At 33.7% G+C, this 26641-nt stretch carries 17 protein-coding genes and 1 pseudogene; 10 read left to right on the top strand and 8 right to left on the bottom strand.

The features are described from left to right. The first annotated feature begins 138 nt into the window (after window positions 1–138). Window positions 139–849, top strand: a complete 711-nt coding sequence (locus KFZ70_RS12735; RefSeq protein ID WP_139698739.1) for a hypothetical protein — start codon at window positions 139–141, stop codon at window positions 847–849. 2 nt (window positions 850–851) lie between these two features. Here KFZ70_RS12735 and KFZ70_RS12730 read toward each other — a convergent pair whose 3' ends face one another. Further along, window positions 852–1376, bottom strand: a complete 525-nt coding sequence (locus KFZ70_RS12730; protein ID WP_139698740.1) for a hypothetical protein — start codon at window positions 1374–1376, stop codon at window positions 852–854. Between the two features lie 135 nt (window positions 1377–1511). On the opposite strand from KFZ70_RS12730, the gene uvrA reads away from it, so the two are divergent. The 7 genes from uvrA to KFZ70_RS12695 all read left to right on the top strand — a co-directional run bounded on the left by uvrA (window position 1512) and on the right by KFZ70_RS12695 (window position 14464). Continuing rightward, window positions 1512–4349 carry an excinuclease ABC subunit UvrA gene (uvrA, locus tag KFZ70_RS12725; protein ID WP_139698741.1) on the top strand — a complete coding sequence of 946 codons (2838 nt, stop codon included), beginning with the start codon at window positions 1512–1514 and terminating at the stop codon, window positions 4347–4349. Between the two features lie 424 nt (window positions 4350–4773). Continuing rightward, entirely contained in the window at window positions 4774–5463 is a 690-nt protein-coding gene (locus KFZ70_RS12720; RefSeq protein WP_139698742.1) for a TIGR00730 family Rossman fold protein, read from the top strand. 142 nt (window positions 5464–5605) lie between these two features. Beyond that, on the top strand, window positions 5606–8431 hold the full coding sequence (locus KFZ70_RS12715) for a metalloprotease (protein WP_407515559.1): 2826 nt from the start codon (window positions 5606–5608) through the stop codon (window positions 8429–8431). Between the two features lie 155 nt (window positions 8432–8586). Continuing rightward, window positions 8587–10998, top strand: coding sequence for a thiamine pyrophosphate-dependent enzyme (locus tag KFZ70_RS12710; RefSeq protein WP_139698744.1), 2412 nt, complete (start codon window positions 8587–8589; stop codon window positions 10996–10998). Between the two features lie 41 nt (window positions 10999–11039). Continuing rightward, a complete protein-coding gene (locus KFZ70_RS12705; protein WP_139698745.1) occupies window positions 11040–11510 on the top strand; it encodes a hypothetical protein in 471 nt (156 codons plus the stop codon). 188 nt (window positions 11511–11698) lie between these two features. Beyond that, window positions 11699–14125, top strand: coding sequence for a phenylalanine--tRNA ligase subunit beta (gene pheT / locus KFZ70_RS12700; protein ID WP_139698746.1), 2427 nt, complete (start codon window positions 11699–11701; stop codon window positions 14123–14125). Window positions 14126–14221: 96 nt separating this feature from the next. After that, a complete protein-coding gene (locus tag KFZ70_RS12695; protein ID WP_139698747.1) occupies window positions 14222–14464 on the top strand; it encodes a DUF2007 domain-containing protein in 243 nt (80 codons plus the stop codon). A gap of 293 nt (window positions 14465–14757) precedes the next feature. On the opposite strand, the gene KFZ70_RS12690 is transcribed toward KFZ70_RS12695, so the two are convergent. Further along, window positions 14758–14901, bottom strand: coding sequence for a hypothetical protein (locus KFZ70_RS12690; protein ID WP_158293236.1), 144 nt, complete (start codon window positions 14899–14901; stop codon window positions 14758–14760). A gap of 57 nt (window positions 14902–14958) precedes the next feature. Between KFZ70_RS12690 and KFZ70_RS12685 the strand changes: the two genes are divergently transcribed. Both KFZ70_RS12685 and KFZ70_RS12680 read left to right on the top strand, forming a co-directional pair. Next, a protein-coding gene (locus KFZ70_RS12685; RefSeq protein ID WP_407515484.1) for an IS3 family transposase occupies window positions 14959–16082 on the top strand; the annotation gives its coding sequence in 2 pieces (ribosomal slippage) (window positions 14959–15220 and window positions 15220–16082; 1125 coding nt in all). A gap of 108 nt (window positions 16083–16190) precedes the next feature. Further along, window positions 16191–16565: pseudogene (locus KFZ70_RS12680) on the top strand (transposase); the annotation flags it as partial. A gap of 117 nt (window positions 16566–16682) precedes the next feature. Here KFZ70_RS12680 and KFZ70_RS12675 read toward each other — a convergent pair. The 6 genes from KFZ70_RS12675 to KFZ70_RS12650 all read right to left on the bottom strand — a co-directional run bounded on the left by KFZ70_RS12675 (window position 16683) and on the right by KFZ70_RS12650 (window position 26517). Then, window positions 16683–17135: a hypothetical protein gene (locus KFZ70_RS12675; protein WP_139696115.1), complete on the bottom strand. Its 453-nt coding sequence runs from the start codon at window positions 17133–17135 to the stop codon at window positions 16683–16685. 310 nt (window positions 17136–17445) lie between these two features. Beyond that, window positions 17446–18450 (bottom strand): T9SS type A sorting domain-containing protein, encoded by a 1005-nt coding sequence (locus tag KFZ70_RS12670; protein ID WP_139696117.1) that lies wholly within the window; start codon window positions 18448–18450, stop codon window positions 17446–17448. 244 nt (window positions 18451–18694) lie between these two features. Continuing rightward, window positions 18695–19813, bottom strand: a complete 1119-nt coding sequence (locus KFZ70_RS12665) for an ROK family protein (protein ID WP_139696119.1) — start codon at window positions 19811–19813, stop codon at window positions 18695–18697. 6 nt (window positions 19814–19819) lie between these two features. Beyond that, the gene (locus tag KFZ70_RS12660) at window positions 19820–20971 is read right to left on the bottom strand and encodes a sugar MFS transporter (protein ID WP_139696121.1); all 1152 of its coding nucleotides are present in this window, start codon (window positions 20969–20971) and stop codon (window positions 19820–19822) included. Between the two features lie 195 nt (window positions 20972–21166). Beyond that, window positions 21167–21835, bottom strand: coding sequence for a hypothetical protein (locus KFZ70_RS12655; RefSeq protein WP_158293189.1), 669 nt, complete (start codon window positions 21833–21835; stop codon window positions 21167–21169). A 20-nt stretch (window positions 21836–21855) separates the two neighbouring features. Then, window positions 21856–26517 (bottom strand): T9SS type A sorting domain-containing protein, encoded by a 4662-nt coding sequence (locus KFZ70_RS12650; protein ID WP_139696125.1) that lies wholly within the window; start codon window positions 26515–26517, stop codon window positions 21856–21858. Window positions 26518–26641 lie beyond the last annotated feature (124 nt).

Here is a 26641-nt window from a genome sequence, read left to right as displayed (position 1 = left end):
AAGACCAAGTGCATATAGGTTGAACGGATTATCGAGAAGATAATACGCCCATCGTTTTTTATATAGAAACTTTCCAAATGAAAAGCATATTCAATAAATTAGCAAGAATTTATAACAGCGCCAATTAATCTATCTTGTATGAAAAAAGTACTTAAAATAATTTTAGGAGGATTGGTATTTTTAACATTACCTAGCCTATTATTTTTTGCTTTTTTCTATTTTAAATACCATGAAAATTTGCCAGAGGGTACATCAGGAAACCAAGCAGACACCTTAGCGTACAATATGCTGAATGCCCTAAATTATGAGGCTTACAAAAACACAGACATGATTGAGTGGACCTTTAAAAACCGAAGGCATTACATTTGGAATAAATCAAAAAACACCTGTGAAGTACTTTGGAAATCCTACCGCGTAGACCTTAATTTAGCTAACCCTACAAAGAGTACCGTTTTTATTCATGGATTTAGAAATGAAAGTGATATTAGTCATGATTTAATAAAAAAGGCTTTAAGGTATTTTAATAACGACTCCTTTTGGCTTGTAGCGCCATACAAGGTTTTTGATAAAGGCACAGAACGTAAACTGGTAAAAATTGCAAATAAGGATGCTTTATTAGTTACCTATTCATCTGGAGGAACTACCCCAGGGGATTCTTACCTTTGGTTATTGGATGACAACGACAAACCCTATGCTTTTAAAATGTGGACTTCCATTCTTCCTATTGATGGTTTGGAAGCCTCATGGGATAATTGGATAACCACCAATACAGGAGCTATGCTCCCAACCTTTCATAAATTCTTGTTTTTAGGATTGGAAATAACACATATAAAAACATCTAGCAATTAATACTACTTACTGCGCTGCCCTACAAAGTGATGACTTTTTGATTTAAACAAGACATTGAAACTTGTTAAGCTTCCATAAATTCTAGTAATATATTGTTGCAAGTCAATTTTTCCTTGCTCATCTAAATCACTCGAATTAATACGTTGTTCCATAACTCTTAGTCGATCTCTTACCATGATGATCTTATGAAAAAATTTATCTATAGGCAATTCATAAGGTTTCAAATTATTCTCAGCTGGTTGTAAAATAAGTGTTCCACCTTTATACTTATCGGCAATAGGAACAACTTCGCTCACATCACTCCATTTTTTTAATATATTCACTAAACTCTGTTCTACTTCAAAAAAACTAATAGTATCAACATCATCTTGCGTTGCTTCAATAACTTCAAATTCACTATCTAAGTCAATCGTTTCTAAACCATTTTCAATAAATGTTACCCAATAATGTTGTGAAGTTACATTAGTTACAACACCTTTTCCATATTCTGAATGATTAATTCTTGAACCTATACCTAATAATTTCATCTCTTTAGTTTTAAGTTGTTAGCTAGCATTTCTACTTACAATAATAACAAATCTAACGCTAATCTTCACAAGAATTTAACATCTAAAAATTGTATCTTCGCAGTCTTGTTTACCTAACAAAGGTTTACTATTGCTATGAGTAAATTTGAAGAACGTATTGAAGTAAGAGGAGCGAGAGTTCACAACCTAAAAAATATTGATGTATCCATTCCAAGGGAAAAACTTGTAGTTATTACAGGACTTTCTGGAAGTGGCAAATCATCATTAGCATTTGATACTATTTACGCTGAAGGTCAAAGACGGTATATTGAAACTTTTTCCGCCTATGCACGTCAATTTTTAGGAGGCTTAGAACGCCCTGATGTTGATAAAATTGATGGGCTTTCCCCTGTAATTGCCATTGAGCAAAAAACAACGAGTAAATCGCCACGATCAACCGTTGGAACCATTACAGAGATTTATGATTTTATGCGTTTACTCTTTGCCAGAGCTAGTGACGCTTACAGCTATAACACAGGTGACAAAATGGTTAGTTATAGTGATGAACAAATTAAAGCACTTATACTTAAAGATTTTGAAGGTCAGCGCATCAATATTTTAGCACCAGTAATTCGATCAAGAAAAGGACATTACAGAGAATTATTTGAACACATTGCAAAACAAGGGTTTGTAAAAGTAAGAACAGACGGTGAAATTCGGGATATTGCGAAAGGCATGAAACTTGATCGCTATAAAACCCACGATATTGAAATTGTTATTGATAGATTAGTGGTTAATGACACTATTGATAATGATAAACGACTCACAGAAACGATTAATACAGCCATGTATCATGGCGAAGACGTTTTATTGGTTATTAATCAAGATAATGGTGAAACGCGTTATTTTAGTAGAAATTTAATGTGTCCGTCTTCAGGTATTTCATATCCAAATCCTGAGCCTAATAATTTTTCTTTTAATTCTCCCAAAGGAGCTTGCCATACGTGTAATGGCATAGGAACCTTGTATCAGGTTAATGAAAACAAAATTATTCCAGATGATTCGTTGTCTATAAAAAATGGGGCACTAGCGCCTCATGGCCCTGAAAAAAATAGCTGGATCTTTAAACAGTTTGAAACTATTGCGACACGATTTAACTTTAAACTTACTGATGCTTATAAAAGTATTCCTAAGGAAGCCAAACACATGATTCTTTATGGAGGTCATGACAAATTTTCTGTTGAAAGTAAAACTTTAGGAGTTACTAGAGATTATAAGATTGATTTTGAAGGGGTAGCTAACTTTATAGAAAATCAATATAAAACGGCTGAATCAACTTCACTAAAACGCTGGGCAAAAGATTTTATGGACAAGGTTACGTGCCCTGATTGTAAAGGCTCAAGACTCAAAAAGGAATCTCTTTACTTTAAAATAAACAATAAAAATATTGCCGAATTAGCAAACTTAGATATTGTTGATTTATCTCTATGGTTTGCGGATCTTCATAAACACCTTTCTGAAAAACAGTTTAAAATAGCTGAAGAAATACTCAAAGAAATTAAATCACGACTTCAATTTTTATTAGATGTTGGTTTAAATTATTTAAGCCTTAACCGAAGTTCAAAATCATTATCTGGTGGTGAGGCGCAACGCATTAGGTTAGCTACACAAATAGGATCTCAGCTTGTTGGTGTTCTATATATTCTAGATGAACCCAGTATTGGTTTACATCAACGCGACAATGAAAAACTCATAAATTCTCTCGTTTCTTTAAGAGATATTGGAAATTCGGTGATTGTGGTAGAGCATGATAAAGACATGATAGAACGTGCCGATTATGTTATTGATATTGGTCCTAGGGCGGGTAAACATGGTGGTGAAATTATTAGCATTGGAAACCCCAACGAACTAAAATCACAAAATACCTTAACCGCTGATTATTTAAACGGGAGCAAGGAAATAGAAATTCCTAAAACACGAAGAAGTGGTAACGGTCATTTTTTAGACTTGAGAGGTTGCACGGGTAATAATCTTAAAAATGTATCGGTAAAATTTCCACTTGGTAAAATGATTGGGGTTACAGGGGTTTCTGGAAGTGGTAAATCTACTCTTATTAATGAAACGCTCTACCCTATTTTAAATGCTCATTACTTTAATGGTGTGAAAAAACCAATGCCATACAAAAGCATAAATGGTTTAGAACATATTGACAAAGTGATTGACATTAATCAATCACCCATAGGGCGAACTCCCAGAAGCAATCCCGCTACTTATACGGGTGTTTTTAGTGAAATAAGAAGTTTATTTGCAAAAATTCCAGAAGCTATGATTCGTGGTTATAAGCCTGGAAGGTTTAGCTTTAATGTAAAAGGTGGGCGCTGTGAAACCTGTCAAGGTGGCGGATTAAAGGTGATTGAAATGAACTTTCTTCCAGATGTTTATGTAGAATGTGAAACTTGCCAAGGTAAGCGGTTTAACCGAGAAACCCTTGAAATTCGTTACAAAGGAAAATCTATTAGTGATGTTTTAAACATGACCATTAATGAAGGGGTAAATTTCTTTGAGCATATTCCTAAAATACATAAAAAACTAAAAACCATAAAAGATGTTGGGCTGGGCTATATCACCCTAGGGCAGCAAAGTACCACGCTTTCGGGTGGTGAAGCCCAACGCATAAAACTAGCTACAGAACTATCAAAACGAGATACTGGAAACACGTTTTATATCTTAGACGAACCTACAACAGGGCTCCACTTTGAAGATATAAGGGTTTTAATGCTTGTGTTAAACAAACTTGTAAATAAAGGAAACACTGTGTTAATTATTGAACATAATTTAGATGTCATTAAAACGGTAGATCATATTATTGATATTGGTTATGAAGGCGGAAAAGGTGGCGGACAAATTATTGTTGAAGGCCCTCCTGAAGAGGTAGTAAAACATAACAAAAGCTATACCGCCAAATTTCTTAAAAAGGAATTAATAACAGTCTAGCTCATACTTGGTACTTGATCATATCATTTAATCGGAGTACTATTTCGTACATTTTTATATAAACCTAAAAAAATATGAAAAGTTTACTTTGGATAGTAGCCGTTATATGTATAATAACATAACTCCTTGGTCTTGTAGGCATAGTTCCTAACATTGGCGCAAGTAGCTTAATACATATTTTATTAGTTATAGCAATTATCATGGTCTTTATAACATTATAAGCGGTAAAAGACCGCTGTAAAATTACTACATTCAATCAGTTCCATAAATAAGGAAAGGTGCATGTACTTAACAGATTCACCTTTCCCTTTTTTATTAAAAAATAAAACTAATAATCCTAAGTAGAATATTGGAGTATCTTATTTTTAAATCTTATTTTGCAAACAAAACAAATGTAAGTTTCATTGATTAAAGACTTAAAACTATGATGAAAGAATTACGACACAAAGGCTGGAATGAAATAAAAACAAATGACTCATGGGCTATTTTTAAAATCATGGGCGAATTTGTTAATGGCTTTGAAAAAATGAGCAAAATAGGACCTTGTGTATCTATTTTTGGTTCGGCCAGAACAAAACCTGAAGACAAATACTATAAGTTGGCCGAGTCTGTAGCAAAAGCTATTGTTGAAGCTGGATATGGCGTGATAACTGGCGGAGGACCAGGAATTATGGAAGCTGGTAATAAAGGCGCTCATTTAGGCGGAGGTACTTCGGTTGGACTCAACATTGAATTGCCATTTGAACAACATGACAACCCTTATATTGATGCTGATAAAAACTTAGACTTTGATTACTTCTTTGTACGCAAAGTGATGTTTGTAAAATATTCACAAGGCTTTGTTGTTATGCCAGGAGGCTTTGGTACACTTGATGAATTATTTGAAGCCATTACCCTTATTCAAACTCATAAAATAGGTAAGTTTCCTATCATTCTGGTAGGAACAGATTTTTGGCGAGGTCTGATAGACTGGATTAAAACCACACTTTTAGACAGATTCTCAAACATAAGTCCTAAAGATTTAGACTTAATTCATTTGGTGGATAGAGAACATGAAGTAATCACTATTCTTGATGAATTCTATAAAAAATCAAATTTATCTCCTAATTTTTAGTCATTACAACGTATTAAATTGGATAAGTATAGTACTAATTACGCCTATAATCATTGCTTATTAGTTAAGGGTTTGGTAGTATATTTATTATATTGCATCGCCTTTATGACTATAACCTTTTAACGCTATTATAATATTGAATTTGCGTCTATTTTATTGTGCCATTTTATACTGCGTTTGCTTCTCTTCCTTCAGTCAAAATAATATTGCTGTAAAGGCTGCTTTTGATATTAATAAAAAGCAAATCAAAATTTCACAAACTATACAATATTTTAATGTATCATCAGATACTTTAAAAGTAATTTACTTGAATGACTGGGCCAATAGTTACGCCACTAAATCAACCCCTCTTGCTATAAGAATGGCTGATGAATACAGAAATGATTTTCACCTCGCAAAAAATGAAGATAGAGGCTTTACGGTAGTTACCTCATTGAAAGAAAATGGTAAAGATGTTGTCTTTCAAAGAGTAAAAGACCAAATAGACATTATTGAAGTTCAACTAAATACGGCTGTAAATCCAGGACATTCATACACTTTAAATCTTGAATATATTGTACAAATTCCTAATGATAAATTTACATATTACGGCATTACCAGTGATGGTAATGTCAATTTAAGGTACTGGTATATAACACCTGCTGAGTATAACGGCGATTGGCTATATTACAGCAATAAAGATTTAGATGATATGATTATTCCTAAGTCTGATATTTCTCTTGAAGTTGAAATTCCTAAAAATTACAAACTCACTTCTGATTTGAATATACAAACCACAACATCTGGTTTTAAAACTCAAACTATTAAACTAAATGGTGAAAACAGAAACTCTAACAAGCTGTTTTTGAGTAAAAAATCAGATTTTAACACCATTCAGTCTGAAGATATTTCTTTTATATCAAACATTGATGATGGTGGTTTAGAAGTTTTAGATAAGGTTTTAATTACTGAAAAAATAACAAATTTTATATCCAAACATTTTGGTCCCTATCCGCATGAAAAATTATTGCTCACTCAAATTGACTATGTAAAGGACCCTATTTACGGATTAAATTTTTTACCAAAATTTATAAAACCGTATCCTAATCATTTTCAATATGAGCTAAAGTTGCTAAAAATAGCCCTACATAATTACTTAGAAAACACATTACTCATCAACCCCAGAAAAGAACAATGGCTATTAGATGGTATACAGATTTATTATGCCATGAAGTATGTAGACACGCATTACCCAAACATGAAATTCTTGGGGACTATTGCCGATCTTTGGGGGGTTAGATCTTTTCATGCTGCCGACATGAACTTTAACGACAAATATGTCCTAGCTTTTATGCTTATGGCAAGAACAAATAGAGATCAAGAATTAACAAAGGCCAAAGACTCTTTATTAAAATTTAATAAAAATATTGCCAACAAATACAAGGCTGGTGTGGGTTTAAAATATTTAGATGATTTTGTAAATCATGATGTCGTTGAAAATGCACTTGAAAACTTTGTAAAAGAGAACAAACTGCAAGAAACATCAACTGCAGCGTTTGAAACTTACATTAAGTCATTAACCAATAAAAATATCGATTGGTTTTTTGAAGACTATATTGCCACACGAAAAAAAATTGATTTCAAAATTAAAAAGGTAATTACAACAGAAGACTCTATAACCATTACTGTAAAAAACAAGAGAGACAACAAAATGCCTATTTCGTTATACGGGTTAAATAACGATAGTATTATTTCAAAACATTGGATACAAAACATAACAGATTACAAAACCATAACAATAGCTAAAGACAGCATTAATAAGCTCGTACTAAACTATGAAAATAACATTCCCGAATTTAATTTAAGAGATAATTGGAAATCGTTAAAGGGATTTTTCTTTAACAACAAACCATTTCAATTTAGATTATTTAAAGATATTGAAGACCCTAATTACAACCAAGTCTTTTTTATGCCACTTATAGAGTTTAATAACATTTATGATGGCATAACTTTAGGTGTAAAAGCTTACAACAAAACTATACTTAGAAAACGCTTTAATTATCAGATATCTCCTCAATATGCATTTGGTTCAAAATCATTAACTGGTGCGGCTTCTGTTTCTAATACCCATTATCTAAATGACAGAAACCTATACCAAATAAGATATGGCGTATCAGGTAGCTACACCTCCTTCGCCCAAGATTTATTTGTTAGAAAATTAACCCCTTCCATCACATTCAGGTTCAGAGAAAATAATGACTTAAGGTCTAACAAAAATAAAATGTTATTATTTAGGTTTGTTGACATCCATAGAGATAAAGACGAAAACAATATTTTAACAACTACAACACCCAACTATTCTGTTTTTAATGCACGATATATTCACTCAAACGACAACTTGATAACCTACAACAGATGGTATGTAGATTTTCAGCAAGCTAATGATTTTAGTAAACTATCCTTAAATTATGAGTATAGGCATTTGTTTGAAAATAACAGGCAACTTAATCTTCGGGTATTTACTGGAGCTTTTTTGAATAACAAAACAGATATCAATTCAGACTTTTTCAGCTTTGCTCTAGATAGACCAACCGATTATCTGTTTGATTACAATTATTTAGGCAGATCGGAGTCCTCAGGTATATTCAGCCAACAGTATATTCCAACGGAAGGAGGGTTTAAATCAAAATTAGAACCTCATTTTGCTAACCAATGGATCACCACCCTTAACGCCAGTACAACTATTTGGAGGTATATTTTATTATATGGTGATGTTGGCTTTGTAAAAAACAAATTATCGACACCCAAATTTGTTTATGATTCTGGTATTAGAATTAACTTGGTAACAGATTATTTTGAGCTATACTTTCCTATTTATTCCAATAAAGGTTGGGAGATTACCCAGCCCAGGTATGCTCAAAATATTCGATTCATTTTCACTGCAGATCCCAAATCGCTCTTAGGCTTATTTAGACGACGCTGGTTTTAAATAATTTTTACAAAAATAAGGTTTTGAATATATTTTTCACAACAAAACAGAGTTTTACCGCTTAATTTTATTGTATTCGTAATTATTTACACAAAAATATAATTGCAAAAAAGACAAACATTACCTACTTTTGCAAAAGCTAAAAGCATTACTCTATGCAAACCCTATCCAATTTGAAAAGTAACATATCTTTTGAAGATTTTAAGGCCGAAGTTTTAAACGATTACAAAATAGCCTTAATTAGTCGTGAATGTAGCTTATTAGGAAGACGAGAAGTGCTTACTGGAAAAGCTAAATTCGGAATTTTTGGAGACGGTAAAGAAGTACCACAATTAGCAATGGCTAAAGCCTTTAAAAAAGGCGATTGGCGCTCTGGATATTACAGAGATCAAACCTTTATGATGGCTATTAATGAACTCACCGCAGAGCAGTTCTTTGCTGGACTTTATGCCAACACCAACATAGAATTAGAACCCATGTCTGCAGGGAGGCAAATGGGAGGTCATTTTGTAACGCATAGTTTAAACGATGATGGTACTTGGAAGAATCTCACAAAACAATATAACTCAAGTGCAGACATTTCTCCAACGGCTGGCCAAATGCCCAGATTATTGGGACTGGCGCAGGCTTCTAAAATCTTTAGAGAAGTAAAAGAAATAAATGCAACTAATTTCTCTAATAACGGTGATGAAGTAGCTTGGGGTACCATAGGTAACGCCAGTACAAGTGAGGGCTTGTTTTTTGAAACTATTAATGCTGCTGGGGTATTACAAGTTCCTATGGTAATTAGTATCTGGGATGATGAATATGGTATATCTGTTCATGCCAAACACCAAACAACAAAAGAAAATATATCTGAAATATTATCAGGTTTTCAAAGAGACCAAAATAACAAAGGGTATGAAATTTTAAGAGTAAAAGGTTGGGATTATGCTAATTTAATTGAAACCTACCAAGAAGCTGGAGCTATAGCTAAAGAAGAACATGTACCTGTTCTTATTCATGTTTCTGAATTAACACAACCTCAAGGGCATTCTACCTCGGGTTCTCATGAACGTTATAAAAGCGCAGAACGCCTAGAATGGGAAACAAATCATGATTGTAATACGCGTTTCAGAGAATGGATAATTGAAAATGGTATTGCAACAAATGAGGCACTAATAGAACTTGAGCGTGCCGCTAAAAGAGAGGTTAGACAGGCCAAAAACACAGCATGGAACACCTTCTTAAAACCTATAAAAAAAGAACAAACTGAACTCATATCTATTTTAAAACAAATCGCACCGCTAAGTAGCAATCGTGTTTTTATTAATAAAATTCAAGAAAATCTTTCTGAAATTGGAGAACCTACAAGAAAGGATATTTTATCAAGTGCTAGACGTGCTTTGAGATATATAGTAGGCGAAACATTTGTTGGTCATCAAACATTAGGTCAATGGATAAATGGCATTTTTGAAAACGTACAGCCCAAGTTTAGTTCTCACTTATATTCTCAAACACAACGTTCTAATACGCGTATTAAAGAGATTAAACCTACATATGATGATGGGGCCGCTTTAGTTGATGGAAGGATTATATTAAGAGACAACTTTGATGCCCTTTTTGCTAGTCATCCGGAGGCTCTAGTATTTGGTGAAGATACAGGTAATATTGGTGATGTTAATCAAGGATTAGAAGGCTTACAGGCCAAATATGGTGAATTACGTATTGCAGATGCCGGAATACGAGAAGCTACTATTGTTGGGCAAGGTATTGGCTTAGCCTTAAGAGGTTTAAGACCTATTGCTGAAATTCAATACTTAGACTATATCCTTTATGCGATTCAAATTATTAGTGATGATTTGGCTACCACCCACTACAGAACAAAAGGAAAACAAAAAGCACCGCTTATTATAAGAACGCGAGGCCACCGTTTAGAGGGTATATGGCACTCTGGATCACAAATGGGAGGCATTCTAAATTTGGTAAGAGGTGTTAACCTTTTAGTGCCTAGAAATATGACCAAAGCCGCTGGATTTTATAACACATTACTTTTAGGTGACGATCCTGCAATTGTAGTTGAGTGTTTAAATGGTTACCGCTTAAAGGAAAAAATGCCTAATAATTTAAATGCTATAAAAACGCCAATAGGGGTTGTTGAAACGATAAAAACAGGGCAAGATATAACTTTAGTCTCTTACGGTTCTACCTTAAGAATTGTTGAGCATACTGCCAAAGAATTACAGGCTGTAGGTATTAATGCTGAAATTATTGATGTACAATCACTTATCCCTTTTGATCTAAATCATGATATTGTAAAAAGTATTGCTAAAACAAATAGAGTCATGATTATTGATGAAGATGTTCCTGGTGGAGCTTCGGCATACATACTTGATGAAATAATTAATAAGCAAAAGGCGTTTCAATATCTTGATAGTGCACCAAAAACACTAACAGCGAAACCTCATAGACCTGCCTATGGCAATGATGGTGATTATTTCTCTAAACCATCGGCTGAGGATATTTTTGAAGCTGTTTATGAAGTTATGCACGAAGTAAACCCAAGAAATTATCCCAAATTAAGATGATACCTTTTCTTTAAAAAGAGCATTAAGCATTTTAAAATAACATGAAAGCTGTAGGTATTAGAGACATTAAAAAAGAATTAAAACAGCTTTCAAATCAAGAGCTCCAAGATCTTTGCTTAACACTATCACGCTTTAAAAAAGAAAACAAAGAACTCCTCACCTATTTACTTTTTGAATCTTATAACGAAGATGGCTACATTCAAACGATAAAAAGTTACATGGATGATGAATTTCAAATGATTAATACCTCCAGTTTTTATTTTATTCGTAAGAGCGTCAGAAAGATTTTAAAAAACGTAAAAAAATACATTCGATATTCTCAAAAAAAGGAAACTGAAGTTGAACTCCTACTCTACTTTTGCTTGAAGTTAAAACATTTCAATCCGAGTATTTCTAACTCTACCCAATTACAAAACGCGTATCACAGACAACTTCAATTGGCAAAGAAAATACTTCATAACCTTCACGAAGATTTACAATATGATTACAATATAGTATTAGAAGAATTGTAAAATTCGGTTCAAAACAATCTGATAATTGCAGTTTAAAGTCGAACTCAATTTAGGTTCGCGTTTCATAGCCGCATTCAAATACTAAAATTAATAACAAATACTTCTTTTTAGGTCACAATTTGGAATACATTGTTTGAATGGTTGGTGCAATATTCTATCTTTGCAGCCTTAAATTAGTACTACAATTTATGAAGATTTCTTATAACTGGCTCAAACAATTTTTAAAGACAGATTGGACACCCGAACAAACAAGTGAACTCCTTACAGATTTAGGTCTGGAAGTTGAAGGATTAGAAGCCTATCAATCTGTAAAAGGTGGTTTAGAAGGTGTTATTGTAGGGGAAGTACTTACCTGTGTAAAACATCCTAATGCAGACAAATTAAAAGTAACCACGGTCAATATAGGTGACAATGATCCTTTGCAGATTGTTTGTGGCGCACCCAATGTTGCGGCTGGTCAAAAAGTACCTGTAGCAACTATTGGCACTATGCTTTATACAGAAGCAGGGGAATCTTGGACAATCAAAACAGGAAAAATAAGAGGTGAAGTAAGCCACGGAATGATTTGTGCTGAAGATGAATTAGGATTAGGCAAATCTCATGATGGCATTATGGTTCTTGATGAAAATATACAAGTAGGAACCCCCGCGGCTGAAATTTTTGATATTGAAAATGATCAAGTTTTTGAAATAGGACTAACACCAAACAGAGCAGACGCCATGAGTCATTTAGGTACAGCGAGAGACCTAAAAGCAGGCTTGATGCAAAAAGATATCAATTTAGAACTCATTACACCATCAGTAAGTGCGTTTCATGTAGATAATCGTATGCTGAAAATGGATGTTGATGTTAAGGACAAAACTTTAGCCCCACGTTATTGCGGTGTAACCATATCTGGAATTAAAGTAAAAGAATCGCCTGCTTGGCTTCAAAATAGACTGAAAGCTATTGGGTTAAGTCCTATAAACAATATTGTTGATGCCACTAATTATGTGCTTCATGATTTAGGGCAACCGTTACACGCTTTTGATGCTGTGAAAATAGCAGGAAATAAAATTGAAGTAAAAACACTTGAGGCTGGAACAAAATTTGTTACCCTTGACGGGATTGAAAGAACTCTTCATGAAGACGATCTGATGATATGTGATGCCGAAAAACCAATGTGTATTGCTGGAGTTTTTGGCGGTGAATTTTCAGGGGTTACCGAAAATACCACAAGTATCTTTTTAGAAAGCGCTTATTTTAACCCTATAAGCATCAGAAAAACGGCAAAACGTCACGGTTTAAATACAGATGCTTCTTTTAGGTTTGAACGCGGTATAGATCCTAATATTACCGAGTACGCTTTAAAAAGAGCTGCCTTACTTATTCAGGAAATTGCAGGAGGAGAAATAACCAGCGATATTATTGATGTTTACCCGAAAAAGATTAAAGATTTCGAGGTTAGATTAAGTTTTGAAAATGCCAAGCGTTTAATTGGTGAAGAAATTCCTAAAGAGACCATAAAAAAAATATTATCGTCTTTAGAGATTAAAGTTAATAACGTTACGGAAGCAGGGTTAGGATTAACGGTACCAGCTTATAGAAATGATGTGCAACGTGAAGCAGATATTATTGAAGAAATTTTAAGAGTTTACGGTTACAACAATGTAAATACAACCAAAAAGTTAAATGCTTCAATAGCCACTATGTCTCGTTTTGAAGATTATAAAATTCAAAATATTATAGGAAACCAATTGGCGGCCCAAGGATTCTTTGAAATTCTTTCTAATTCATTAACCACACCAGGCTATGTTAGTTTAAGTGAGCAACTGAAAGAAGAGCATAACGTAACCATGCTTAATCCGTTGAGTAACGATTTATCTGTTTTAAGGCAGTCATTACTATTCTCAGGATTAGAATCTATCGCTTTCAACATCAATAGAAAACGATCCGATTTAAAATTCTTTGAATTCGGAAAAACTTACCATACTTTTGGAGATAATCGTGAAGAATTTAAGCATTTATCACTATTTATTACGGGCAATCAGGCTTCTGAAAATTGGATAGAAAAAAGCGTAAAATCTGATTTCTTTTTAATGAAAGGATTGATTACTTCCATTTTAGATAGACTAGGAATTTCAAACGCAAAAGAAACTCCGGTAAAAGATGATTTGTTTGCTGAAGGGGTAACCGTTAGTCTTGGTAAAACTAAATTGATTGATTTTGGTTTAATAACAAAAACCGTTTTAAAACATTTTGACATTTCGCAAGAAGTCATTTTCGCTGATTTTAATTGGGATAACATATTGGAAATTATAAAGCATAACAGTATTAAATTTAGCCCAATACCAAAATACCCTGAGGTTAGGCGAGATTTTGCCTTACTTTTAGATGAAAATGTAACCTTCAGTTCTATTTATCAGATAGCCATTCAAAGTGAAAAACACTTACTAAAAGACGTGAACTTGTTTGATGTTTATCAAGGGAAAAATTTGCCTACGGGAAAAAAAAGTTATGCCGTAAGTTTTACACTACGTGATGAAAATAAAACACTTAACGACAAGCAAATAGATAAAATAATGAAGAAACTACAAACTAATTTTGAAAACCAATTGGGTGCAGAATTAAGGTAAACAAGGTAGTTATAAAATAAAAAAGCCAGCTTATTGCTGGTTTTTTTGTACCTAAAAATTTCGTATATTTAAGATGAACCTTAAAAAGGTATTGTCATGACAAATTCAAATTATGTAAAAATTTATACTGGCGAATTAATTGTTGTACAGCGTATGGTTTCTGAGTTAGAAAAGCTGGATATTATTCCTGTTTTGAAAGATCAAACAGATTCTGGATTACTTCCTATTTTTGGATCATCGAACTCTATCTTTAAACAAGTTTATGTACACAAAGATGAATTAGATACAGCTCAAAAAGTTGTAGATGCAATATCTTCCGAATTGGAAGAACTTCAATAGTAGGCAATACATTCTGGTTTCAATTAACCACAACCAACACCAAGTTGTTGAATCTACAACTTTAGGTGCTGGTTGCTTCATTCATTGCTTTCAGTATCTAAACACATAATCTAATCTCGGCAGAACCACAATATCGATACGATTACCAACAACTTTCATAATAATGACCACTGACATTTACCCATTTTAGCGAGTTTATTATATTATAAATATCTAACTGTGTAATCTATTGGCACACCATGATTATCTCTACTTGAAACAGCATTATCACCTTTAATTATTTTCTCTAAATCTCAAAAGTTTTTTGCAGAAACAGTCTCTGCTCCCACCTTTGCATTACCTACTACTACAACGGTAGTAATACTTGAATTCTCTAAAACATTTTTATATTTAGCTTCAACCTCTCCTTTTTGACCTCCTCCCGTTAAACCGGACAATTTAAAACTAGAGAAAACCGAGCAAATAAATGTGTAACTTTAAACAATTATTTGCATATGAAACGATCAAAATTCACGGAGAGTCAAATCGTATTTGCTATCAAGCAGGCCGAAACAGGTACGCGTGTATCTGAGGTTTGTCGAAAGATGGGAATAAGTGAAGCTACCTTTTACAATTGGAAGAAGAAATATGGAGGATTAGGTGTTTCCGAATTGCGCAGACTCAAGAACTTAGAAGAGGAGAATTTTCAATTAAAGAAACTGGTAGCAGATCTTAGTCTTGATAAGCAAATTCTCCAGGACGTTCTTAAAAAAAAGTTTTAAGGCCATCTCGAAAGCGGGAGATGGTCCGTGGAATACGAATGGAATATAATATCTCTGTTAACCGTTGCGTGAAGCTGGTTCTTTTGCACAAAAGTGTTTATTATTATAAGCCAAATAAAAGAGATGATACTTTATTGCGTATGCGGATCAAAGAAATTGCATCAACCCGCGTTCGTTATGGCTTTTGGAGGGTTTATATCCTACTAAGAAGAGAAGGCTTTATGGATAATCACAAGCGTGTTTATAGAATTTACTGTGAAGAGGGGCTTAATTTGAGAAGCAAACGTCCTAAAAGGAATCGTTCAGCCTTACACAGACAACCATCAGATGGTAATTCTTCTAGTTTACATGAATGCTGGAGTATGGATTTTGTCAGTGATCAGCTATATAATGGGAGTCGCTTTAGGGCTTTAACTGTAGTGGATAATTATAGTAGAAAATGCCTTGCTATTGAAGCAGGACAGTCATTAAAAGGAAGTGATGTTGTAAATGTTATGGAAAAGGTTAGTTCGGAGAATTGCACTCTTCCAAAGCGTATCAAAGTAGATAATGGAAGTGAATTTATTAGTAAAGTTTTGGATAAATGGGCCTATGAAAACCAGATAGAACTAGACTTCTCAAGACCAGGAAAACCTACAGATAATCCCTTTATAGAGAGTTTCAATGGTTCTTTTAGGGATGAATGTTTAAACGTAAATTGGTTTCTGTCAATGGAAGATGCGCAAGAAAAACTAGATATGTGGAGAGAAGAATATAACAACTTTAGACCTCACAGTTCCTTGGGAGATATCCCTCCCAATGAATACATCGAAATGAATAAAAATAGCTCGGATCCTCTACTTTTAACTGGTTCTTAATTTGGGAGGAGATCAAAAAAGGCAGTATCTCATAAACTGTGTAAAGATTAAATATCGAGGGTTGCAACCCTCGATATTTTTTTGTTTAATTTTAAAATTTACACACTTATGAAGAAAGAAGATTTTCTAAACGACGATTTTTTAAAACAGTTCAAAACAGGGGACGAACTAACCTCCTTTCTAAAATCCATCCAAAAGCGAGGTATTGAAAAGATGCTAGAAGGAGAACTTGACGCTCATTTAGACTATGAGAAGCATCAGCAGTCCGATAATAGCAATACCCGTAACGGCTATGGATCTAAAAAGATAAAAACAGCTTTAGGAGAGACTAATATTAAAGTTCCCAGAGACCGAGAAGCTTCTTTTAACCCTATGCTGGTTCCTAAGCGCACTAACATGGTTGACGGCATAGAAAACGTCATTATCAGCCTTTATGCTAAGGGTATGAGTAATTCTGATATTGAAGTGCAAAAAACGGAAATGCTGAACCACTGAAAACGGAATTTTTTAAGCCACACAAAAACTCTTTACAGTCTAAGCTATTAAAAGGATTCTTATTAATTATTGCTATGCTGAATTTTATCCGCTGTGGGTGGTATACTATGACCGCCCTATCCAGCTATATGTTTCTATTATTTTTAAAGTTGAAATATCTGTGCTATAAACACTATACCAACCCTGTTTTTCATGTGGAGAATCACCAGTAATATGATCTCCTTTAGTCCAATAAAAGCCTGGTTTATTTGGTATTCCTTCACCAGAATAAGACCAAAAATTTAAACCTAATACCCTTCCATTTTTTTTAATTGAATTAAGTACTTTTTGAAAAATATGACCGTAAAATTTATTTCTTAAGTCTACGCTGTATTTAGGATTAAATTTCAAACTATCTCGGGCCAATCCAAATTCTTCCAAAACAATTGGTTTATTGAGTTTTTCTGCGGCCGCAACATGTACCTCCCAATAATCATCTACCTTCTTTAACATATTTTCATAGTCATCCACGCCTTGATTGGAGCTAAACCAGTTCCAATTTTGTAGCCAAATATGCATAGTTATATAATAGACCTTTCCATCCGTTGTAATGGCCAGAAGATTACTCCCCCTTCCCGGAACAGCCTGTAACAATCCAAAATACTGTTCCTTTTCTCTATTATAGGTAAATCCTTATTTACCCTCATTATTAACACTAAAGATTAGCATCAAAACATTTATTAAAACTAACAAAACCAAAATTATCAATATTATCTTCATGTTGATTACGGTTTAGACAAACTTAAATCCATTAAAACACTGTTAAAAACAAAAAAAGAGAATACACATGTATTCTCTCTTTTTTATAATACGGATGTTCGATACAATTTTACTTAATTAATACCTTTTTTACACCTAAATTACCAGATTCATCCTGCGCCTTAAGAATATAATACCCTGAGTTCAATTTAGAGACATTAATGCTAGCGCTTTCAAAACGCTCTAACACTTGTTGTCCTAACATGTTATAAAGTTTAATATTAGCAACAGCCGATTTTGATTGAATTGAGATTACGTTTGATGACGGGTTTGGGTAAACTTGAAAATCAAATGAACTAAAGTCTTTCACACTTAGTGGTGCTGCTGTACTTGTTATTTCTGTAAGATCAGCAACAGCGTCATATGCCACTACAACACTTCCGCCTGGAGCAACAATTTTATTTTTTGTTACGTAGTCATTTACAACTGCAGTCAAGTCTCCAACAATAGTTACTTTACCGCCTCCCATAACTTCAAGAGCGTCATCTGACACAGCGCCATTAAACGACTTTGTTGAAGCAGGATCATTATCATCTCCCTTGAGCTGGGCTAATTTTAGTAACCCGCCATTTCTAACTGTTAATCTACAATCACTATTAGCATCAGCTAACCCTTCAAAATTAACACCAAACATTTCTCCAACCTCTATTGTTCCCCAACAATCAATGTAACTCTTGGCTCCAGGATTAAATGCTAACCATAAGTGAGATTTTGTCTTAAAAGTTGCGTTTGGCTCCACTACTAGGTTAGCCTGTGTAGTCCAACCAATTGCAGCCCATCTTCCGTCAGTGGTTTCAATAGACCCACCACTTTTAATAGTAATTGTCCCATAATCTGATCCCACTCCTGCCGTAAATAAGCCAAAAGTATGTGCTTGTGTTACCACGCAATCAGCATTTGAAGTATTACCATCAAAAATAGCTTCATCAACTCCAAACTGAGGGTAATAGCCCACATCCCAATTGCCATCATCCTCGAACTTATTGTTCCCTGATCCGTTTGTCCAATTATGTTGAGCGAAAGTCATTGATATACTTAAAACCAACGTCATTAAAAATAGTACTTGTTTTTTCATAATTTGTAAAATTTAGATTAGTTAAATAATTATGAAACAAAAGTATTTCAACACATTAAAAACCAGATAATTAAAAATTAATATTCGATTAATAAACAATTAATATTAATAAAAATTAGTTTTTTTGAGATTATTATGATTAAACAAAATCTCTATTAATTAAAAAGCTTTTTGAGATAATTAAAAATAAAAAAGCTAGATGAAATTCATCTAGCTTTTTTTAAAACAACTGTTCTATCTTTATTTAAATAGTTAAATCATTTAGTTTATTTATTGCAAAAGCATAGGCTCCTAATCCAATAATTTTACTCGTACTATTTTTAGAAACAGCCACACCTGTTCTTAAAAAAGGGTCGTAAACAGTTGTTTTATCTGTCCCAGGAATCTTTAATTCTTTATGCTTTCCTTCCAGTAATCTCGTTCTTCCAACTGCATCTTCTAAATTAAACACTTTTGGTACTAGCCTATCTAAAAAATCTCCATCTGCTGTTTTAAAACTAGATTCCATTTGTTCAAACATTGCTGGCGCAAATAATTCAAAAGCTCCAGAAACACCACCTCCAAGAACTACAATTCCATCAAATAATGTAATGATATTTGATAAGGCCTCTCCTAACACAGCCCCAAAATCTTGAAACGCATCTAAAGAGGCATTTCTATTTCCCTCTATTTTGCCTGTAGCAATATCATAAATCTCTTGAGGGGTTCCAACCTCTTCTAAATCTAAACCTGTTTTTTCTGCAAAACTTCGTCTTATCCCTTCTCTACTTACATGATCCTCTACATTACTTTCTGGATTAAGAATATCCCGTAACAACCAGCCTTCACCCCCATTCGAGTTATCGCCAGTAATTAATTTATTATCAGCAACTAAACCTACACCAAACCCTGTACCTAAAGTAACTCCTATAAGATTTTTAAAGCATTTTGGGCTTCCAACAGCTTCCAAACTTTTATTAATATCAGGTAAAAAACCAAACAGAGCTTCTCCATATGCAAATAAATTACCATCATTATTAATATATACAGGAATATCAAAATGATGTTCTAGCATAGGTCCTAAAGGTACACCTCCTTTAAATGAAGGCAAATTTGGAAGATCTCCTATAATACCATTTGGATAATCTGCAGGACCAGGAAATGCAAAACTTATAGCTACTGGGGCTTCTTGAAGTTTACTTTTTACAATTTCAAAGCCAGATATTACTGTTTGTAAACATTTGGTTAAATTCTCGGAATTAGGATACAACCTTATAGGCTCTACAATCTGTTTTTTTCCCTGTATTGCAGAAAAGACAAAGTTAGTTCCACCAGCATCAAGCGTCATAACTATGCGCTCATCCTGTTCAATATTATATGCCATTATTATTTAAGCTTTTTTTGTTTTTGCAATTGATAAAATGAATAAGTAAACCATACATATTACTAATACAGATAAACTTGACATAAAGCCAAAGTATTCACTAATAGCCCCCATAATTGGAGGAATAAAAGCTCCTCCTGAAACTGCCATAATCATTAAACCTGAAATTTCATTTGAGCGTTCTGGCATTTTATCTACAGCTATTGAGAATATTAAAGGAAATAAATTACCTGAACCAAATCCAACTAAAAATATAGCTACTAAGCCTACCGTTGGACTTGGAGCCATAAACATTAATAAAACACTCAATAATGCTATAGTAGTAGTAATAATTAAAAATAATTTTGGTTTGATAAAGTTAAGTAAGATAGCCCCTAAGAAACGACTTATCATTAAAGCTACAAAATATACACTAATTCCTAAAGAAGCCTCTTCTATACTCCAACTAAATAAATGCATCATATAATTTTGAATATTAGAATTCATAGCAACATCTGCACCAACGGTTAAGAATATACCTAAAACCATCATTAAAATAAAACTATTCTTTAATAAAGAAAAACATGATTTAAAAGTAGCTGGTTCTTTTTCTGCTCCACTTTCTTCTATTTGAGTGAAATACAACCATACTACGGCCAAAAGAGATGTTACGGCATAAACAGCAAACACCAATTTCCAATCACCAAACTGAGTAGCCATAGTTGCAGCAATGATAGGCCCTAATAAAGACACGATTGCCTTAACAAATTGCGTTAAACTCATAAAACTAGAAAAACGCTCCCTAGGAGAGACGTCTTGTAGTAGTGGATTTGCAGACACTTGCACTATAGTATTACCTATACCCAAAAACACAAAGGCTGCTAACATGATTGAAAAAGAATAGCCTATAAACGGAATTAGCATACCAACTCCAGATAATGCCATACCCAAAACAAGCATATTACGTTTTCCCCACTTATCTTGAAATATACCAACGGGCACAGAAAGCAAGAAAAACCAAATGAATGCCATTGAAGGTATTAATTGTGCCAAATTATCTGGTAAATCAAAGTCTTTCTGAATATAACCTGTTGATACTCCTACAATATCAACAAACCCCATTACAATGTAAGACATGAATACGGGAAGCAATTTACTCCAGCTTATTTTTGAAGTCATAATATAAAATTTAGATTAATTTGTTAGGTTGTCAAATGTATCTTAGGTGTGTTAATTTTAATATAATAACCAATTAATTTATCCTTAAAATGTAATTTAATTGTATTAAAAAAACTTTTAACGATATTTATAATAAAACTAGAGGCAATCACACTACTTAAATCTTAATAACTAAATGACAAATAGTTTGACATACTATTCTGTTTGAAAAGACCATAGTTGACCTAAGGTTTCCCCGCCAAAACTATCTCTAACTACAACTTTCCAATAATATGTATTTCCTAAATCTAAAGCTACCTCATAAGAAGATTTATTAATATTTTCAGCAATTAAATCCGGTGTTCTTGTTGTACCAAAATAAACATCATAAACTAACACATCATTGTCTTTATCTTCAGCAAGCCATTGAAGCATCACTGAACCCTCAAGTACTTTTTGATTTAATTTAGGAGCGACTAAACTTGGTAAATAAGGTAAATGATTACTCAAGCCATCTCCTTCAGTATTAAATCTTCTTATTAAAGAAAATTCACTTGCTTTCTTTTTGGAGTCTACAGCTCTAACACGCCAGTAGTAAACAACGCCTTTTAACACCTCAAAACTTGTAGTAGTTTTTAAAGTTGTTAAAGACTGAATGTTTTCAGAAAAAGTGTCATTAGTAGCAATCTGTATATAGTAGGATATGTTATCTCCTTGTTTGTCCACTGAGCTTTTCCATTCAAAATCTAATATGTTATCTGTACAATTTAAATTATTGGCCGGAGCAATTAGCTCAGGAACTCCAGGTGCGGTATTCTTCTCAGGGTTAGGATTCACAATAGCTGAATCATCTTTACTACACGATAAAAAAACTAGTAAAACCATGAACAAAACTCTTCTCATCATCATTGTTTAATCACTTTTAAATTAATTGGTTTTCTCAAATCTAATCTTACAAAATAAATACCTGTAGGCACATCTTTAAAAGAGACTCTTATTCCGTTTGAATACACTTTGTATATACCACTAGCCACTTTTTGTTGTAATGCATTGAATACATCTACTTTTACTTCTTTTAAATCAATATTTGGAATAACTATATTCAACACGTCTTGCGTTGGGTTAGGATAAACTGAAAAATAGCTTGTTAAATCAGCTGTGTTTAAAATACTTCCCTCACAATCCAATTGACTTGTAATAGCTACCTCGTCACCATGATCTACATCTATTTCAAAAGTGCTTGAATAGGTAGTCAACAATGCTTCTCCATTTATGGCTATGGTGTAAGGAGCAGTTCCTGATGTTATTTCTACACTTTGTGTAACTACACTGCCGTTTTTAATGGTAACTGATTTACCTGTTATTTCTTCTGCAGCATCTACAACTACATTAAAACATTGCTGATATGATGGTTCTTCTGCAACTGAAATACATACCGAATAAACGCCTGGATTTAATCCTTCAACAACATGGGATTGAGGTTCATTGAAATCTTGTGGTTCGCTATTATTAAGAGATAAGGCATAGCTTAATGGCTGCATGGCATTGATAGCAATTCTGCCATTATTTTTACCAACACATGATTCTCCAATAGATTCAACAGTGAAATTATTAGTATTAATCATCAAACATCCTCTAGCATCAACAATAGTTCCGGGAAGCGTTTCAGGACATTTATCTAAGTCATTTTTAACACCATCATTATCATCATCCCTCTCTCCATGAGGTAAATCTTCTACCAATATTGTAAATTCATAAACTATATCATCTGAAATACAGACTTCTGTATTTTGTTTTAAATGCAGCTTCCAGATATCAGCATTATTACCTAAGGAAATTAATATTGGAGCTGGGCTTGTATTTAATTGTAACAGTTCTCCTGTGGGTGTCTCCCATTGATACCCCCCATTAATCTCATAATTAACATCTAGTTCTAGAAAACTACCTTCTTTTATTAAGGTTGATGCACCGATTTTAAACTTTTTATTATTAACACTATATTTAATGACATCATCATTTAGCTGTTCCATATCCTTTACATTAAACACAGCATTAATATCTGAACAACTTGGTCTTTTAAAAGCATATTCTCCAAAGTCTGAGGCATCAGAAATCACTACACGATGCTCTTGATTTTTTAAATCAAAAACTAATTCTTCTCCTTTTGGTGTATTTAAATTAAGATACAGAGGAGAGTTTTCTTTATACACATGGTCTAATGGCATTTCTTGAACCAAATCCCATTTATGCATTACATATCCCTCTAAATAATGCCTTTGTTTATTTGATAATACATAATCGTAAAATAAAACTTCAGAAATTGGGCCTCTATGGTACCAGCTTCCACCGGCATTACCACCATCTCTTTGTCCTAAATAAAAAGTTCTAAGATTAGTAATAGCACTTGAAGTTGCTTCTACTTCTTCTTCTAATCTACCATTAATATAAACTTTTATTTTCCCGCCCTGTTTACTTATAATTGTGGCAAAGGCACTTCCATCTTCATACACTCTCCCATGCTCCTGACTACCATTTATTTTAGTTCTAATTCTTCCTCCATTTCCTCGTCTATCTATGTAAAACGCAAAACCAGTATTTTCATCTTCATTACCTAAAAGCGCATTCCAATCGCCATGACTCGTTACATAATACTTCCCTGTAACAACCATACTCCAATCGCCATCCAAAACATCATCATTATTGGTTAAAAACAATGGGAGCCCATCTGAATCATTCATACCAAACATAATAGCGGGCTTCCCATTCATGCCATTATTACTATATGTTGGTCTTAAATTATAGTTTGATTGATATGGCATTGAATAACCACTAGCAGACTTATTTTTCCAAACAGCAATAAGCTCTCCTTCTTCAGGTTTTGTCCCATCATTTCTAACATCTGAAGCATCCAACCAAAAAATAGGGTTTTGCAACTCTGGTGTTATTTTTAAATTCAATTCATCGCCAATACATGCAATGGCATTCTTTAATGGTTGCCACTCTGCATCATTTTTACTTACTGAGATGCTATAATCTTTAGAAGCCAACACCATTTCTTTTTCAATCCAACTATTTGAAATACAGGATTTACTACTTGTTACTCGGCATTTAATTTTTGCCCCTGGCCTTACCTCTGTAATATCTAGCTCACTTGAGTTATTTATAACCTTACTCTCATCAATCCACCATTCAAAAACTGGAAAATCACCTTCATTGGCGGTTTGAGCAATTATTTTTGTTGCATTTAAAGAACAATCTTCGCTTTGGTTTGTTATAAAATCTAGTTGCAGTTGTCCCGTAGACCTAAATCTCTCCCAATCTATATTAGGCCAAGCTTCAGAACACCAATCAATCATCTCTTCTAAAATTTGACAATCAACGCCTAATTTTGCAAATTCTGGAAATAGGTAATAAAATTTATCTGCATGATAATCAAGACCAACAAAATAAGTCATATCCTGTAAGTCTTCTGTTTTTTTACTTTCGTAATCCAATTCATTACTACCTCCATTAGGCAATCTATTCCAGTTTTCTAGGTTATTTTCAGGTTTTCTAACCTCTGTTAAAAACTGTCTTAGTTGCGCATTTAAAACCCACTTAGACATACCTTCTTCTATTCTATCAAGGAAGGTTGGCCAAACACTTGGTGCAAAATTATTTAACTGGTTACTATCTGTTCTTCCTATAATATGCCAAGGACCTTGTACTCTTATTCTAAATCCCTTTCCGTTATTAGGTGTTGTAGCTCCAGACCACGATCTAAATTGGTACATTGCATTCATAGAATGATAATACCTAAGTGGTTCATAAATACCCGATGTACTACTTGCCTTCATAATAAAGTCGGGATGGTAATTATAATCCATTGGTGAGTTATGAGATACCATACCATTTCCTCCATTAACAATCAACTGTAAATGGTACCAATTGGTAGACTCATAAGCTCCTGTTGCTTCAGATTGCCCATGAAAAAACAAACAATTCCCCACAATATTATAACCATCATTTATTGGTAGTTCACTCTCAGATACACAGGCTTGAAAATGAGGTGGTACTTCAAACACCTGATAATTCTCTCCAAACCATTGTCTAGTTGCCGGTTGATCTTCTGGTTTTGCAAACCAATGTGCTTTATCCTGTAAATTAAACTCATTCATAAGTTCAAAGTACTGCACTGCCATAAGGCGCGCTAAACTGGTAGCTGCAAACTCTCTTGGTATCCCTTCTCCTAGCTTTGAAGTTGCTAAACTTAAAGGTTCTCTCCAATGCTCAGAGAGACTAGAATCACCATTGCTTTTCACTGCCAAGAAAAAGCGATAATGATACCAAAAATCTCTGTTCTTTTGCATTAAATCATTTGGAGTTCTGTTTGCTGGTGGAACTGCCTCTAAATAATTTCTAAAATCTCGGTATCCTTTTTTAGGGTAAATGTTATATCGCCCTCCATGAGCTACTGGATCTTCCCAAAAGTTATCTTTTGAATAGGCATCCATAGGGTGAATCATTGGCAACCAATGCTTCCAGTCTGGGAATTGTATAGCCAATGGCAATAACGTTCTATCAACCATTTTATCAGAATCAAACCTATCATATACTGTTTCTTGTGTTACTCCGTTAGGGAACATATGATCTAACATATCCTTATCTGCTTCCAAAACCGCATCTAACCCAGCTCCTGCAGCCCACTGTTCAATAGGTTTATTAGCTAAATCTGGCCCCGGTTGGTAAGGCGGGTTCCAAGGCCTTCCATAGCGATTAACATTGTCATGCTCTGCGGAAAGCGATCTTATATATGATGCAATTTGTTTTCCTTCTTCCTCGGTTAACATGTGGAATTTTGCACGTTCAATAATTGACTTGTTTGAGTAGCTAAAAATTTCTAGATCTCTCCCGTCTTGCGTATGGCAAGATGCGCATTTTGCCTTTATGGAGCCTTGTCCTGGTAATTTATAACCATACCAAAAACCTTCAACTCCTGGATCTAAATAGTTGCTTTTTAATTCAGCGTAATACCATAAATCCTTTCCTGCTTGAATGTTTGAAGCATCTGTATATGGTCCTTCCCAAAGCATAGGGTCGTCTTCTTCAAAAAAACTATCATCTAAGATTTTTGCACCTCCTACATCAAAAAGATTTAATTGCACAATCCTAAATCCGTTAGAAATGGCATCAGACTTATTAAATCTAAATTTTATGGTATTAAGCCCAGATATAATTCCTACTGCTGGAATACTCAACCTAATAGTACTATGCCCACCGTGAGCCATTCCTCCTCTCTCCTTTTCTGGACTTTGAATCCGGCAACTATCATGGTTTAAGTCATACCAATCTTCATTATTAATTTTAACAGATGCTTTATTCTGATAACCTAGATTATTTATCTGTAACCAAATGTACTTTGCTTGATTTGCTTGCTCTTGACTAAGAGTTAAATTTATTTCTTCTATAGTTCCTTCAGCCCCTAATACTTCTATTGGAAGTAATACTTTTTCTCCAATATTCTGGCTTATTAAATTAACAGGAACTATCGCTACCCATAGAGCAACGATATAAGTAGTTATTTTCATGAAGGCTTTCTTAATCTAGTTTAGGCAAACAAAATAATTACCTTCAATTAATTTTAGATTAATATCTAATTAATAACATTTTTTTTCTAATTTAAAAGCTTATTTGTAAAATAATCACTCAAAC

The organism is Allotamlana fucoidanivorans, assembly GCF_045788535.1.
GTDB lineage: Bacteria > Bacteroidota > Bacteroidia > Flavobacteriales > Flavobacteriaceae > Allotamlana > Allotamlana fucoidanivorans.
Note: the sequence above shows the minus strand (reverse complement) of the source record. Positions and strands in the feature narration are given on the sequence as shown.